The organism is Flavobacterium aquicola (assembly GCF_003385115.1).
Lineage (GTDB): Bacteria > Bacteroidota > Bacteroidia > Flavobacteriales > Flavobacteriaceae > Flavobacterium > Flavobacterium aquicola.
Genome location: NZ_QUNI01000004.1, coordinates 159,400 through 175,072 on the forward strand (window position 1 = coordinate 159,400; position 15,673 = coordinate 175,072).

Here is a 15,673-nt window from a genome sequence, read left to right on the forward strand (position 1 = left end):
ACTTAAAAAGAAAACCAATTTTGCACTAATTTATCTTCAAATGCTTGTGCTTTTTTATGAACAAACTCATTGGTTTCTTTATTGTAATCATAATCCAGTGACCAGCTTTTATGACTTTCAGCTAATGATTTTATGCTGCTACATACATATTCAATTTCATCAGTTGTAGTTGTTGGATGGATAGACATCCTGATCCAGCCTGGCTTTCTTATTAAATCACCTAAACTAATTTCATCAATTAATTTATTCGAAGCTTCCTGGTCTACATGCAGTAAAAAATGCCCATAAGTTCCTGCACAGCTGCATCCGCCGCGGGTTTGAATTCCAAATTTATCGTTCAATAATTTTACGCCAAGATTGAAATGCAAATCTTCAATAAAAAAGGAAATTACACCCAAACGATTTTGATGCTGCGAGGCAAGAATTTTTATGTTTGAAACAGGATTCAATGTTTCAAAAACATACTCTACAATTTCATGCTCACGCTTAAGAATGTTACTAATTCCCATTTGTTCTTTTAATTGAATGGCCAGAGCGGTTTTTATAACTTGCAAAAAGCCTGGAGTCCCACCATCTTCCCTGTCCTCAATATTGTCCAGATATTTATGCTCTCCCCACGGGTTCGTCCAAGAAACAGTTCCGCCTCCGGGACAATCGGGAACCATGTTATGATATAATTTTTTATTAAAAATTAAAACTCCAGAAGTACCTGGGCCACCTAAAAATTTATGCGGTGAAAAGAATATAGCGTCCAAATAACATTCAGGATCTTCAGGATGCATATCAATTTTCACATACGGTCCAGAACAGGCAAAATCGACAAAGCAGACACCATTGTGCTGATGTATAAGCTTTGCAGCTTCATGATAAGGAGTTGTAATTCCTGTTACATTCGAACACGAAGTTATTGAAGCAATTTTATAGGCTCTATTTTTGTGTTTCTCTAATAATGCAGCAAGATTCTCAAGACTGAAAAGACCTTCACTGCAGGAAGGAATCACTTCTACGTCGGCAATGGTTTCCAGCCATGAAGTCTGATTAGAATGATGTTCCATGTGCGAAATAAAAACTATTGGCTTTTTTTCGGCTGGAATATTGAAATATTTATTCAGGTTTTCAGGAACTTTTAAACCTAAAATTCGCTGAAATTTATTTACAACTCCTGTCATTCCAGTTCCATCTGTGATTAAAACATCATCAGAATTAGCGTTGACATGATTCTTAATAATATGGCGGGCCTGATGATAGGATTTGGTCATAGCCGTCCCCGAAACAGTAGTTTCGGTATGGGTATTGGCAACAAAAGGACCGAACTCATTCATCAGTTTTTCTTCAATCGGGCGATACAAACGGCCGCTTGCTGTCCAATCTGTATAAATAATTTTTTGAGTTCCGTAAGACGATTCAAACTCTTGATCGATTCCTATAATATTATTTCGAAATTTATCAAAATACTGTTCTAATTCTGAAGGAACTTTTGCTGTGGTCATTACATTTAAATTTGACTTCAAATATATTATTTTTTGAGTGAATTTAAATTTCAATCTTTACATTTTTGCAAATCTAACCACCAAAAACAATAATTATTCTCAAATTTATCTTTACAAGATTGTAATTTCCAACAAATATTCAATAAAAACCTGATTTTATTAATTTCCTATTTAACCTATTTAATCTATAGATTATAATAAATAGTCATAGTGAGATAGCATAAAAAAACCCGACTTTCGTCGGGCTTCAATTATATTTCAGCTACAGCTTTTATTTCATCGATAATTCGTAAAGCTAAATCATCAGCTAGTTTTTGAGAAGCGGCTTCGGTATAAATACGAATAATAGGTTCTGTATTTGATTTTCTTAAATGAACCCAATTTTCAGCGAAATCAATTTTCACTCCGTCAATTGTGGTAATGTTTTCGTTTTTATATTTCTCAGTCATTGCAACAAGAATTGCATCAACATCAATCTGCGGAGTCAATTCTATTTTGTTTTTACTCATATAATATTCAGGATATGAAGCGCGCAAAGCCGAAACTGATATTCTTTTGTTTGCCAAATGCGTCAAAAACAAAGCAATTCCCACCATACTATCGCGGCCATAATGTGATTCTGGATAAATGATTCCGCCATTTCCTTCACCGCCAATAACTGCGTTGTTCTTTTTCATCAATTCCACAACATTCACTTCGCCCACAGCACTTGCTTCGTAGCTTCCGTTATGATTATTTGTTACATCGCGCAAAGCACGGGAAGATGACATATTAGATACTGTATTTCCGGGAGTTTTGCTCAATACATAGTCTGCACATGCTACCAAAGTATACTCTTCGCCAAACATTTCTCCGTCTTCGCTGATGAAAGCTAAACGATCAACATCGGGATCCACAACAATTCCCAAATGGGCTTTTTCAGAAACTACCAACTCCGAAATATCGGTTAAATGCTCTTTTAAAGGCTCTGGATTGTGAGGGAAATGACCATTAGGCTCACAATATAGTTTCACTACTTCAACACCCATCAATTCAAGTAATCTAGGAACAATAATTCCTCCTGATGAATTTACACCATCAACCACAACTTTAAATTTTGCCGCTTTTACAGCTTCAACATCCACTAAAGGTAAGTTCAATACTTCGTCGATATGAATATCCATATAAGCATCGTTTTGAGTAATAGTACCCAAATTATCTACATCGGAAAAGTCAAAAGCTTCATCTTCGGCAATCTGAAGGATTTTTTCACCTTCAGCTCCATTTAGGAATTCGCCTTTTTCGTTTAATAATTTCAAAGCGTTCCATTGTTTTGGATTGTGAGAAGCTGTTAAAATGATTCCACCATCTGCTTTTTCCAAAGGAACAGCTACTTCAACCGTTGGTGTTGTAGACAATCCTAAATCAATCACGTCAATTCCCAAACCGATAAGTGTATTAATAACTAGATTGTGAATCATAGGCCCCGAAATACGGGCATCACGACCAACTACAACTGTGAGTTTAGCTTTTTTTGAATAGTTTTTCAGCCAGGTTCCATAAGCCGAAGCAAATTTCACTGCATCTACAGGAGTTAAATTATCTCCTACTTTCCCTCCTATCGTCCCTCGAATTCCGGATATTGATTTTATTAAAGTCATTTTATATTATTAAATGGTTATTTGTTACAAATATAAAAAGTTGTACAGTAACTAAGTGTCCCGATAACTAAGTTTTTGAAAAAAGATTCCTATTTTTACTAAACACAAAGCCTCAGAAGCTTTCATTTTTATTAATTCACTCTTTCAAAACGATGAACTTTCTAGCCCATATTTATTTATCTGAAGACCATGAGTTAATAAAAATTGGAAATTTTATGGCCGATGGAATTCGTGGGAAACAGTTTCATAGTTACCATTCAGAAATACAAAAAGGTATTGTTCTGCATCGGTTTATTGATACTTATACTGATGCTCATCCCATTTTTAGAAATAGCACCAAGCGTCTGCATCAGCAGTATCATCATTATGCCGGAGTTGTTGTCGATGTTTTTTATGATCATTTTTTAGCCAAAAATTGGAATCAGTATTCTGACGAAAAACTGGAACTTTACGTTGAACGTTTTTATCAATCCTTAAAAGACAATTACGGTCTGCTTTCGGACAGAGCCAAAGGAATGATGCCGTATATGATTGAACGCAACTGGCTAGTAAGCTATAAAACAGTAGAGGGAATTCATCAGATTCTGACTCAGATGGACAGCCGGACAAAAAACGAATCAAAAATGCGATTTGCATCTAACGAACTAAAAGAACACTATACAGAGTTTGAAAACGAATTCACTGCTTTCTTTGAAGATATTAGAACTGAATCTCATCAAAAATTACTTTCCTTATGAAAAAAATAACACTCTTATTCATTGCTATAGTAACAAATTGCCTGGCTCAAAATGAAGCTAAACATGTCACAGGTCTTATCGCAGATAAAGCGATGGTTGTTTCCGCGCGCGAAGAAGCTTCAAAAATCGGGATCGAAATTATGCGCAAAGGAGGAAATGCTTTTGATGCTATGGTTGCTACCGAATTAGCTTTGGCTGTTGCTTATCCTTACGCAGGAAACATTGGCGGAGGCGGTTTTATGGTATTTCGCAAAGCGAATGGACAGGCAGGATGTCTCGATTATAGAGAAATGGCACCTTTGGCATCAACCAAGACTATGTTTTTAGACAAAGACGGAAAAGTTATTAAAGGAAAAAGTACTGAAACAGCTCTTGCAATTGGAATACCAGGCACCATCGCTGGCATGTTTGCAGTTAATAAAAAATACGGTTCTATGCCAATGTCCGAAATTTTAAAACCTGTAATTGCATTGGCTGAAAAAGGAGTTATTGTTACCAAAAAACAAGAGCGTACACTAATTAATTATAGAGATGCTATCATTAAAGCAAATGCAGAAAATTCTACATTCAATACTAATTCTAAAGAAAATGATACGGTAAAATACCCCGCTTTAGCAGCAACTTTTAAGCGCATTGCCAAAAACGGAAAAGATGAATTTTACAAAGGACAAACTGCAAAAACATTAGTAAAATATCTTCAGTCAAAAGGTGCTGTCATCACCATGAAAGATTTAGCAAAATATGAAGCAAAATGGAGAACGCCGCTGTCCTTTAACTATAAAGATTTAAAAGTTATTTCGATGTCTCCTCCAAGCAGTGGCGGTATCTGTCTGGCTCAAATTATGAAAATGACTGCTCCATTTGATTTATCAGTGATGGGACACAATTCGGCAGATGCTATACAAGTCATTGTAGAAACAGAACGAAGAGCTTATGCAGATAGAAGTTATTTTCTAGGAGACCCAGACTTTGTAAAAATTCCGCTGAAACAACTAATGGATGATGATTATTTAAAACAAAGAATGTCAAGTTTTGATAAAAATAAAGCAACTTTATCATCTGACATTAAAGAAGGTAACATAAAATATAACGAAAGCACAGAAACGACCCACTACTCTATTGTTGATCAATACGGCAATGCAATAGCAGCTACCACCACTATAAATGATGCTTATGGCTCAAAGTATTATTGTGATGAATTAGGTTTTTTTCTCAATAACGAAATGGACGATTTTAGTGTCAAACCAGGCGAACCCAATATGTTTGGTCTTGTTGGTAATGAAGCCAACAGCATTGCACCGCAAAAAAGAATGTTAAGTTCCATGACTCCAACAATTATCGAGAAAAAAGGAAAACTTTTTATGGTTGTTGGCTCGCCGGGCGGATCGACAATTATCACTTCGGTGCTGCAGACAATTCTTAATGTTTACGAATACAAACTTAGCATGCAGGAGGCAGTAAACGCACCAAGATTTCATCACCAATGGCTGCCTGATGTTATTACATTCGAACCCAATACTTTTGATACAGACACTTTTGAAAAATTAAAAAATAAAGGATACATTATCAATGAAAAAACAACTCCTGTCATTGGAAAAGTTGATGCCATTTTGATACTTCCTAATGGAAAACTGGAAGGCGGTGCCGATTTTAGAGGTGATGATAAAGCTTCAGGCTTTTAAGTGGCCGATCTAAATTTAACATGCCATAAAAAACTGATATACAATTAATTAATTTTAATCTTTAAAATAATTATATTAAAATTATAGTTTCATAAAATTAAGTACGTTTTCTTTTACTAAATTTACTTCCAAAAAATTAGTAAAATGTCGGAAAACAATACTTCAGAAGAAAAAAACAACTCAAATTTAATCACAACAAATACCAAATCCAGAAAAAAAAAAATGGCAGTAGGAGCTGCTATATTAATTGTTTTAGGAGTAATAATAATTCCTCGCGTTTGGGCAAAATTTCACAAGAAAGAAACTACATGTCTTAATAATCAAACCCAGATTTACGAAAAATATAAAGATGCTGTTGTCCTGGTAAAACATACTTACGCATTGCAGATTTCTATTAAGGGCTCAGAGCCATTCCAGATAGAAGTTGATGATAATTCATTTGAAGAAAAAACAATTTCGGGAACTGGTTTTTTTGTTTCTGAGGATGGAAAAATTGTTACCAATCACCACGTAGCTGAACCATGGAAATATTCTGAACCAAAGACTGACGATTTTACTGAACTAAAAAGTCATATTGCGGCTATTTTACCAGACTCGATTGATAAAAAAGATTATAAGACCTATCTGGAATCTCATTGGGATGATTATTACGGTGATGAAGAAGGTGATTATTCTGAAGAGGAAGCAGCTGCAGAAAACACTGCACCAGTTGCAAATGTAGATTCAACTAGCGTAAGCAGTGAAGTGAATGATTTAATAGCTGATAATAAATCCGAAGAAACTGCTGTTACCAGCCAAGTTATTTATATGAATCCGGATGATATAGAAATTGTACCAAATACAATAGAAATCAGTATAGCACTGCATGGCTCAAAAGACGATTGGCTGCAATGTAAAGTTCTCAAGACTGCCGATGATGAGGAAGTAGATGTAGCAGTTTTACAGCTTACGAGTGAAAAATTACCTTCATCAGTAAATGACATTGTAGATTTAGACAATGCTGTAAATGATGACACAAGTTTAAAACCTGGTACAAATGCGATTTTGATTGGATATCCGATGGGAATGCAGCTCGCAAATACCCGCAAAGGCATAAAAGTCCAAGTTTATGAAGGCCAAATAAATAAGGAATCTGACGGTGTAAGCGTACAGTATAATGTTACTTCTACACACGGTGCCAGCGGTTCGCCTGTGTTTAATGAATGCGGACAGCTCATTGCAGTAAATTATGCCGGATATGATCAGGCGCAGGGATATAATTTTGGAATTGTTGCCAAACACGCTATGACTTTGATGGAATAGTTTATCATTTTTTACAGTAAAAAGCCTATTTTTGTGATAAATCAATTCAAAATCTATTATGATTAAAAAGTTTTTTTCAAAAATAGAATATTTACTCGCTTTATCACAGTCGGCTCTTACTCCAAAGCAATTTATTTTTTTGTCCAGTGTTATAGTTGGAATTTCATCAGCTCTGGCGGTAATCGTTTTAAAAACCTTTGCGCACTGGGTTTTCAGGTTTGCTACTTATGTTACCATTCACACCAATTTCTTTAATGTAGGAATTGTCAAAATAATGCTTCCTGTTATTGGGATTATGCTGACCGTATTTGTTGTCAACCGATTTTTAGGAGGTTCTATTGAAAAAGGCACTTCTCAAATTTTATATGCTGTAGCCAAAAAAGCAAGTATTATTCCCAGAAAGCAAATGTATGCGCAAATCGCTACTAGTTCGCTTACAGTTGGTCTGGGAGGATCTGCCGGATTGGAAAGCCCAATTGTCATTACAGGAGCTGCTTTTGGTTCCAATTATGCCCAAAAATATAAATTATCATACAAAGACAGGACATTACTTATAGGCTGTGGAGTCGCAGCCGGAATTGGTGCCGCTTTTAATGCACCTATTGCAGGAGTTTTGTTTGCTGTCGAAGTTTTATTGGTAGATGTCAGTATTTCTGCATTTACACCAATAATGATTGCGGCTGCAACCGGAGCATTGGTTTCTGCCATTGCATTGGATGAAACTATTTTATTAAATTTCCCAACTAGGCAAACATTCGATTATCATAATATCTTTTATTATATATTTTTAGGCGTATTTACTGGATTTATTGGTGTTTATTATGCACGAAATTTTCAAAGAATCGAGCACTATTTTGCGCATATGCGACTTTCATCTTATAAAAAAGCATTTTTTGGAGCATCAATTTTAGCATTGATGATATTTATTTTCCCAACGCTTTTTGGTGAAGGATATGAAACCATCAGAACGTTGTCTGAAAGTGATCCTGGTCAATTATTAGATGATACACTTTTTAAAAGTTTTAGAAATAACAATTGGGCTTTACTGGCTTTTGTTGGGTGTTCGTTTATGTTAAAGGCTTTTGCTTCGGGGATAACATTGGGTAGTGGCGGAAACGGAGGGAACTTTGCTCCTGCTCTATTTTTAGGTTCTTATGTTGGCTTTTTCTTTTCCAAATTATTAAATTTAACTGGATTGACTCATCTGCCTATCAGTAATTTTACAGTTGTGGGAATGTCAGGAATTCTGAGTGGTTTATTTCACGCACCTTTGACAGCAATATTTTTGATTGCAGAAATTACGGGAGGTTATGGCTTGATGATTCCTTTGATGATTGTTGCTTCCATTAGTTATGCAATTTCCAAACGATTTGAAGTACATTCATTGGATGTGAAGAATCTAGCCAAAAAAGGGCATGCCTTTACCAGTAATAAAGACACTAACGTGCTTTCGACTTTGGATACAAATTCAATCATTCAAACCGATTATCTAACCATTTCACCAGATGAGAATCTTGAAAAATTAGTGGATTTAATCTCTCATTCCAATCAGGTTATTTTTGCTGTGGTTTCATTGGATAAAAAATTATTGGGTATTGTTCATTTTAATGATATCAGGGAAATTATTTTCAATCCATATCGAGTAAAATATACTTTAATCAAGGAGATTATGGTTCAACCCGTTGCTGTTGTTCACCCAACCAATAGCATGGAAATTGTAATGGATAAGTTTGAAACAACGAAAAAAGCATTTCTTCCAGTAATTAGAGATGATAAATATTATGGTTTTATATCAAAATCCGTAGCACTTGAAGCCTATAGAACAAAATTAAAATCAATGACCATAGAATAAATTAATATCGGATTTCAAATATTGTTCAAGAACCCGATATGGCTTACGGTCAGGAATACATTAGCCTACTGGCACGAACAGGCAAAATTGACGCCTACAAAGAAGGCCGAAATTGGCTCACAACCCGTGAAGCAATTGAAGATTATATTGCCAACCGCAAAAGAAAACGCTAACTTCGATTAGCGTTTTTTTATGGCATATTTTAACACAAACTTCTATGGTGTTAGAGTAAAAGAATCAATCAAAATGGTAACTTTGCTTTTTTGCAAAAATTATGCTAGACACAGACAATATCATAGAAGTTCAAGGCGCACGCGTACACAATCTAAAAAACATTGATGTTTCCATTCCCCGTGAAAAATTGGTGGTAATTACAGGGCTTTCGGGTTCTGGTAAATCTTCATTGGCTTTTGACACGATTTATGCCGAAGGTCAACGACGTTATGTAGAAACATTTTCGGCTTATGCAAGACAATTTCTAGGCGGTTTGGAACGTCCTGATGTCGATAAAATTGACGGTCTTTCTCCTGTAATCGCTATCGAGCAGAAAACCACCAGCAAAAGTCCTCGTTCTACTGTTGGAACGATCACCGAAATTTATGATTTCCTTCGTTTGCTTTATGCTCGTGGAGCCGATGCTTATAGTTATAATACAGGCGAAAAAATGGTTTCCTATTCTGATGAGCAAATTAAAGATTTGATTACAAAAGATTTTTCTGGAAAAAGAATTAATATTCTGGCACCAGTAATCCGCGCAAGAAAAGGTCATTATGCAGAGTTATTTCAACAAATAACTAAACAGGGATTTTTGAAAGTTCGTGTAAATGGCGATATCCTTGACTTAGTTTCGGGAATGAAATTGGATCGTTACAAAACCCATGATATTGAAATTGTCGTAGACAGAATGGTCATAGAAGACAATCCTGACAATGACAAACGTTTATCCGAAAGCATCAATACAGCGATGCATCACGGAGAAAATGTTTTGATGGTATTGGATCAGGATACGAATGAAGTACGTTACTTCAGCCGAAATTTAATGTGTCCTTCCACCGGCATATCATATCAAAATCCTGAACCCAATTTATTTTCTTTTAACTCACCAAAAGGTGCATGCGACCATTGTAATGGTTTGGGAACAGTTAATGAAATTAATGTTGGAAAAATTATTCCAAATCCTAAATTATCCATTAAAACGGGCGGATTTGCTCCTTTGGGCGAATATAAATCATCATGGATTTTTAAACAATTGGAAATTATCGGTGAAAAATATGGTTTTAAATTGACTGATCCTATCGAAAATATTTCCGAGGAAGCTATGCAGATGATTTTGAATGGAGGTAAGGAAAAATTCACTATTAATTCCAAAAATTTAGGAGTTGCCCGTGACTATAAAATAGATTTTGAAGGTATCTCCCATTTTATAAAAAACCAGCACGACGAAAGTGGTTCAACAACAATCAAACGTTGGGCTAAAGAGTTTATGGACGAAATAAAATGTCCAGTTTGTGAAGGGTCCCGTTTGAAAAAAGAAGCCAATTATTTTAAAATTTTCGAAAAAAACATATCCGAGTTATGTGCAATGGATATTTCGGATTTGACGGCTTGGTTTTTGGATTTGGATAATCATTTATCGGATAAACAGAAAAAAATTGCAACAGAAGTCATTAAGGAAATCAAAGATAGACTCGCTTTCCTGATGAACGTTGGTTTGGATTATTTGGCCTTAAGCCGAAGTTCAAAATCGCTTTCGGGTGGTGAAGCACAGCGTATTCGATTGGCGACTCAAATTGGCTCGCAATTGGTTGGTGTATTGTACATTTTGGATGAACCAAGTATAGGTTTACATCAAAGAGACAACGAGAAATTGATTAATTCTTTGGAACAATTACGAGATATTGGGAATTCGGTTATAGTGGTTGAGCATGATAAAGATATGATTGAACAAGCCGATTACGTGATTGATATTGGTCCAAAAGCAGGGAAATACGGCGGTGAAATCATCAGCATTGGAACTCCAAAAGAAACTTTGGCATCGAATACTATTACTGCACAGTATTTAAATGGAAAAATGAAATTGAATATTCCGGAAAAACGCCGAGAAGGAAACGGAAAATTCCTAAAACTAACTGGCGCAACTGGAAATAATCTAAAAAATGTTACTATCGATTTGCCTTTGGGTAAAATGATTTGCGTGACAGGCGTTTCGGGGAGTGGAAAATCGACTTTGATTAATGAAACCCTCTACCCTATTTTGAACGCCTATTATTTTAATGGTGTTAAAATTCCAAAACCTTATAAAAAAATTGAAGGTTTGGAGCATATTGATAAAGTGATTGATATTGACCAAAGTCCAATTGGACGTACACCTCGCTCCAATCCTGCAACATATACTGAAGTTTTTTCGGAAATACGAAACCTTTTTACAATGACTTCCGAGAGTATGATTCGCGGGTATAAAGCGGGACGTTTTAGCTTTAATGTTAAAGGCGGACGTTGCGAAACCTGCGAGGGATCTGGTGTGCGTACTATAGAGATGAACTTCTTGCCGGATGTTTACGTTGAATGTGAAACCTGCCAGGGAAAACGATTTAACAGAGAAACATTGGAAATTCGCTATAAAGGAAAATCCATTTCGGATGTTTTGAATATGACGGTTGACGAAGCGGTTCCTTTCTTTGAAAATATTCCAAAAATATACCGCAAAATAAAAACAATTCAGGATGTTGGTTTGGGATATATTACACTTGGGCAACAAAGTACGACACTTTCGGGTGGTGAAGCTCAGCGTATCAAACTGGCCGGTGAATTATCCAAAAAAGATACAGGAAACACTTTTTACATACTAGACGAACCTACAACAGGTTTACATTTTGAAGACATTAGAGTTTTGATGGATGTGATTAACAAACTGGTTGATAAAGGAAATACTATCTTAATCATTGAACATAATATGGATGTAATCAAACTTGCTGATTACATCATAGATATTGGTCCTGAAGGCGGAAAAGGAGGCGGAACTCTTGTTGCCAAAGGAACTCCTGAAGAAGTTGCCAAAAATAAGAAAAGCTATACGGCTCAGTTTCTGAAAAAAGAGTTACTTTAGTTTAAAAAACAACTTCTTTTGAAAATTGATGCCCTAGCCCTGATGGAAGCGACATCCTTTTGTGCCGGGGTTTGGCACAAAAGATACAGCGGACAGCAGGAACTAGCTCCTAAAAATTAATACTAAACATATATGAAACTAGAAGATTTTGATAACGACGAAGACAAAGTAATTCAAGATAGTTTTAAACAAAAAACTTGGAATGAGATACGATCCAATGACAGTTGGGGAATTTTTAAAATTATGTCCGAGTTTGTTAATGGTTATGATACTATGGGGCGCATTGGTCCTTGTGTGACTATTTTTGGATCGGCGAGAATAAAACCTGAAGATCATTATTATTTATTGGCCGAAAAAATTGCTTATAAAATCAGTAAAGCTGGTTACGGCGTGATTACGGGCGGTGGTCCTGGAATTATGGAAGCTGGTAATAAAGGAGCACATTTGGGTGGAGGAACTTCGGTAGGACTGAACATAGAATTGCCTTTTGAACAGCATTTTAACCCATATATTGACAGGGATAAGAACTTGAATTTTGATTATTTCTTTGTTCGAAAAGTAATGTTTGTAAAATATTCACAAGGATTTGTGGTAATGCCGGGAGGTTTTGGAACTTTGGATGAGTTATTTGAAGCAATTACCTTAATCCAAACCAAGAAGATTGGAAAATTCCCAATTATATTAGTTGGAAGTACATTTTGGTCAGGTTTGATTGATTGGGTAAAAGCAGTGCTTCTTGAAAAGGAACACACTATAAGCCCAGATGATTTGAATTTATTTAAGATTGTAGATTCTGAGGATGAAGTGGTTGAAGTTCTTGATAAATTCTATAAAAAGTACGATTTAAGTCCTAATTTTTAATAGTAAAAGCCGTTTTCGAAACGGCTTTTTTATTTCAACGTATTTCGGTGCATTTCGCCCCATTTAATACTGAACTTTTCTTAATTCTTTGTAAATTGTATTAGTTTTATACCTTAGTAAACTTATACAGTCCCAAATTGAAAACTTTCGGTAAAATTATTCTGTTTCTTATTGTTTTTTTTATAAATCAAAAACAATATGCACAGCATCATTCTAAGATGGCTGTTGACGCCGATATGGATTCTAAAATTTTAAAAATTGATCAGGAAATTACTTTTTATAATCAGTCTCCCGATACTTTAACTTCAATTGTTCTGAATGATTGGAACAATGCTTTTGCGGAAAGAGAAAGCCCAATGGGAAAAAGATTTTCTGATGAATTTTACAACAAATTTCATTTAGCCTCCGAAAAAGAACTTGGAGGAACATTTGGTTTAAGAATTGAAGACAATGATCAAAAATCTTTTACTTGGGAAAGAACAAAAAAAAATCCTGATTACATCACAATTCAGCTGGGTAAAAACTTACTGCCCAACGAAAAAATAAAACTTCATCTTACCTATACTGAAAAAATCCCTAGTGACAAATTTACTAAATACGGTTATTTTGAAAAGTATGGAATGCATCTTAAAAACTGGTTTCTTACACCGGCACGCTATGAGAACAGGCAATTTATAAAATACAGCAATGAAAATCTTGATGATATTGCCAATGCTGTTTCTGATTTTGATATAGAATTAAAAATTAATAGCAAAAATAAAATTACTACCGACTTAGCAATTGAACAGCTCAATCAGACTGCCAAAGAAACAAATATCAAATTAACGGGGAAAAACAGAAGTGATTTTGATCTTATTATAGAAAAAGAATCAAGTTATTCTAGTTTTAGAATTAACAATTTGGAAGTTTTTACAAATATTAAATCTGGAAAGTTTAATGATTCCCTAAAAAGCCAGATTATAAAAAGAGTTGTGGATTACAGCAGTAATAATATTGGGCAGTATCCATTTGAAAAAATAATAATTTCTGAAACTGATTATGAAAAAAATCCTTTTTATGGACTTAATCAACTGCCTCATTTCATGCGTCCTTTCCATACTGATTTTCTTTTTGAGATAAAATTTTTAAAGACCTATCTGAATAATTATCTCAAAAACAGCATGCGGTTAGATTCTAGAAAGGACAACTGGATTTATGATGGAATCCAAATATTTACGATGATGAATTATATTGATGAATATCATCCTAATAGTAAAATGCTGGGATCTATTTCAAAATTCTTTTTACTGAGAAATTTTAAAATGGCTCAAACTGATTTTAACGAGCAGTACAGTTATTATTATATGCTAATGGCTAGAAAAAATCTAGACCAGCCACTGAATGAACCTAAAAATGTACTTATAAAATACAATGTTCAAATTGCCAATAAATACAAAGCTGGACTTAGTTTTCATTATTTAGATGATTACCTCGGAGAAGATATTGTTTCATCTGGAATTAAGCAGTTTTATGCTCGTAATACGCAGGAACAAACTGGCAGAAGCGATTTTGAAGAGCTGTTAAAATCAAAAACTACAAAAAACATTAATTGGTTTTTTAATTACATTATAGACTCCAGAATGCCTATTGATTATAAATTTGATGCCGTTACTAAAACCAAAGACAGTATTACTTTTTCTGTAAAAAACAAAGGAATACCATTAGTGCCAATGCCTATATTCGGAATCAGAGACAAGCAGGTTATTTTCAAAAAATGGTTAGAAACCAAAGACATTGACACAGTTATAACTTTTGAAAGAAAGAAAATAGACAAGCTGGTACTTAATTACAACAATGAAGTTCCCGAATTTAATTTGCGGAATAATTGGAAATCTCTAAATGCTTTTTCATTAAACCGTCCGCTGAAAATGACTTTTTTTGAAGATTTAGAAGACCCTCATTATTCACAATTGTTTTACGTGCCTACACTGTTTTACAACAAATACGACGGCTTTGCTCCTGGAGTAAGTTTATATAATTATAGTTTTTTTGATAAACCATTCATGTTTATTTTAAATCCGATGTATTCTATCAATACGAAATCGCTTGTAGGCAGTTACACCTTTGCTTATAATCAATATTTAAGAGAAGGCAATTTATATAACATACGCTATTCATTAAATGGTTCTTATTATCATTATGCGTCAGATGCCGCTTATCTAAAATTATATCCAAGTGTATCTTTCTTTATACGAGAACCAAATTATCGGGATAATAGAAAACAAGCAATAACTTTAAAATATAATATTATTTACAAAGAGCCGTCAGCAATTGTAATAGACAGTACAGACAATTATTCTATTCTAAATTTAAAATATTACAATATAAAAACTGAGGTTACAAGCCATGTTAAATTCTTAACGGACGTGCAGTTATCCAGCCCTTTTGGTAAAATATCAGCAGAGATGGAGTACCGCAAATTATTCAATGACAACAGATATTTTAATGCTCGGATTTTTGCTGGAACTTTTTTATATAATACCAATAATAATCAAAATTACAATTTTGGTATTTCCCGAGTAAATGATTACATGTTCGATTATGCTGTTTATGCGCGATCGGATACTACAGGAATATTAAGTCAACAGTATATTCATGCCCAGGGAGGTTTTAAATCGTTTTTAAGTCCTCCCGAAGCCAATCAATGGTTAACAACAACAAATTTGAGTTATTCACTGCTATGGAACTGGGTTGATGCTTATGCAGATTTTGGTTTGGCAAAAAATAAAGGAATTTCGAATACGTTTCTTTATGACAGCGGTATTCGGTTAAATTTGGTGCAGGATTACTTCGAATTGTACTTTCCGGTATATTCTTCAAACGGATTTGAACTGTCAGAAAAAAATTATGGAGAGAAAATACGTTTTATCTTTATTTTTAACCCAAAATCATTAATTAACCTTTTTACCCGAAAATGGTTTTAATTCAAAATAAAAACTTTAAAATATTAAACTATTATTAGAA

9 protein-coding genes and 1 pseudogene are annotated in these 15,673 nt (G+C 34.5%); 8 read left to right on the forward strand and 2 right to left on the reverse strand.

What is annotated here, in order from left to right:
- Positions 1–2: 2 nt before the first annotated feature.
- Together C8P67_RS08280 and glmM are read right to left on the reverse strand one after the other, a co-directional pair.
- Positions 3–1,490, reverse strand: a complete 1,488-nt coding sequence (locus C8P67_RS08280) for an aminotransferase class V-fold PLP-dependent enzyme (RefSeq protein ID WP_115812277.1) — start codon at positions 1,488–1,490, stop codon at positions 3–5.
- Positions 1,491–1,741: 251 nt separating this feature from the next.
- On the reverse strand, positions 1,742–3,130 hold the full coding sequence (gene glmM / locus C8P67_RS08285; RefSeq protein ID WP_115812279.1) for a phosphoglucosamine mutase: 1,389 nt from the start codon (positions 3,128–3,130) through the stop codon (positions 1,742–1,744).
- Between the two features lie 152 nt (positions 3,131–3,282).
- On the opposite strand from glmM, the gene C8P67_RS08290 reads away from it, so the two are divergent.
- From C8P67_RS08290 to C8P67_RS08325, 8 genes and pseudogenes are all read left to right on the forward strand, one after another.
- On the forward strand, positions 3,283–3,867 hold the full coding sequence (locus C8P67_RS08290; RefSeq protein ID WP_115812281.1) for an acyl carrier protein phosphodiesterase: 585 nt from the start codon (positions 3,283–3,285) through the stop codon (positions 3,865–3,867).
- Complete coding sequence (ggt, locus tag C8P67_RS08295; RefSeq protein WP_115812283.1) at positions 3,864–5,549, forward strand: gamma-glutamyltransferase; 1,686 nt, start codon at positions 3,864–3,866, stop codon at positions 5,547–5,549. The genes C8P67_RS08290 and ggt overlap by 4 nt, the downstream gene beginning before the upstream one ends.
- A 144-nt stretch (positions 5,550–5,693) precedes the next feature.
- Complete coding sequence (locus C8P67_RS08300; RefSeq protein ID WP_115812284.1) at positions 5,694–6,851, forward strand: S1 family peptidase; 1,158 nt, start codon at positions 5,694–5,696, stop codon at positions 6,849–6,851.
- A 58-nt stretch (positions 6,852–6,909) separates the two neighbouring features.
- On the forward strand, positions 6,910–8,703 hold the full coding sequence (locus C8P67_RS08305; RefSeq protein ID WP_115812286.1) for a chloride channel protein: 1,794 nt from the start codon (positions 6,910–6,912) through the stop codon (positions 8,701–8,703).
- An 11-nt stretch (positions 8,704–8,714) separates the two neighbouring features.
- A pseudogene (locus C8P67_RS22415) lies at positions 8,715–8,876 on the forward strand (Fic family protein); the annotation flags it as partial.
- 101 nt (positions 8,877–8,977) lie between these two features.
- A complete protein-coding gene (gene uvrA, locus C8P67_RS08315; RefSeq protein ID WP_115812288.1) occupies positions 8,978–11,809 on the forward strand; it encodes an excinuclease ABC subunit UvrA in 2,832 nt (943 codons plus the stop codon).
- 132 nt (positions 11,810–11,941) lie between these two features.
- Positions 11,942–12,670, forward strand: a complete 729-nt coding sequence (locus tag C8P67_RS08320; RefSeq protein WP_115812290.1) for an LOG family protein — start codon at positions 11,942–11,944, stop codon at positions 12,668–12,670.
- Positions 12,671–12,807: 137 nt separating this feature from the next.
- Positions 12,808–15,633: a gluzincin family metallopeptidase gene (locus C8P67_RS08325; RefSeq protein ID WP_317125447.1), complete on the forward strand. Its 2,826-nt coding sequence runs from the start codon at positions 12,808–12,810 to the stop codon at positions 15,631–15,633.
- Positions 15,634–15,673 lie beyond the last annotated feature (40 nt).

Bases quoted from the DNA above. Each gene is read 5' to 3' on its own strand.
- C8P67_RS08280 (WP_115812277.1), bottom strand. From the start codon at position 1,490: ATGACCACAGCAAAAGTTCCTTCAGAATTAGAACAGTATTTTGATAAA.
- glmM (WP_115812279.1), bottom strand. From the start codon at position 3,130: ATGACTTTAATAAAATCAATATCCGGAATTCGAGGGACGATAGGAGGG.
- C8P67_RS08290 (WP_115812281.1), top strand. From the start codon at position 3,283: ATGAACTTTCTAGCCCATATTTATTTATCTGAAGACCATGAGTTAATA.
- ggt (WP_115812283.1), top strand. From the start codon at position 3,864: ATGAAAAAAATAACACTCTTATTCATTGCTATAGTAACAAATTGCCTG.
- C8P67_RS08300 (WP_115812284.1), top strand. From the start codon at position 5,694: ATGTCGGAAAACAATACTTCAGAAGAAAAAAACAACTCAAATTTAATC.
- C8P67_RS08305 (WP_115812286.1), top strand. From the start codon at position 6,910: ATGATTAAAAAGTTTTTTTCAAAAATAGAATATTTACTCGCTTTATCA.
- uvrA (WP_115812288.1), top strand. From the start codon at position 8,978: ATGCTAGACACAGACAATATCATAGAAGTTCAAGGCGCACGCGTACAC.
- C8P67_RS08320 (WP_115812290.1), top strand. From the start codon at position 11,942: ATGAAACTAGAAGATTTTGATAACGACGAAGACAAAGTAATTCAAGAT.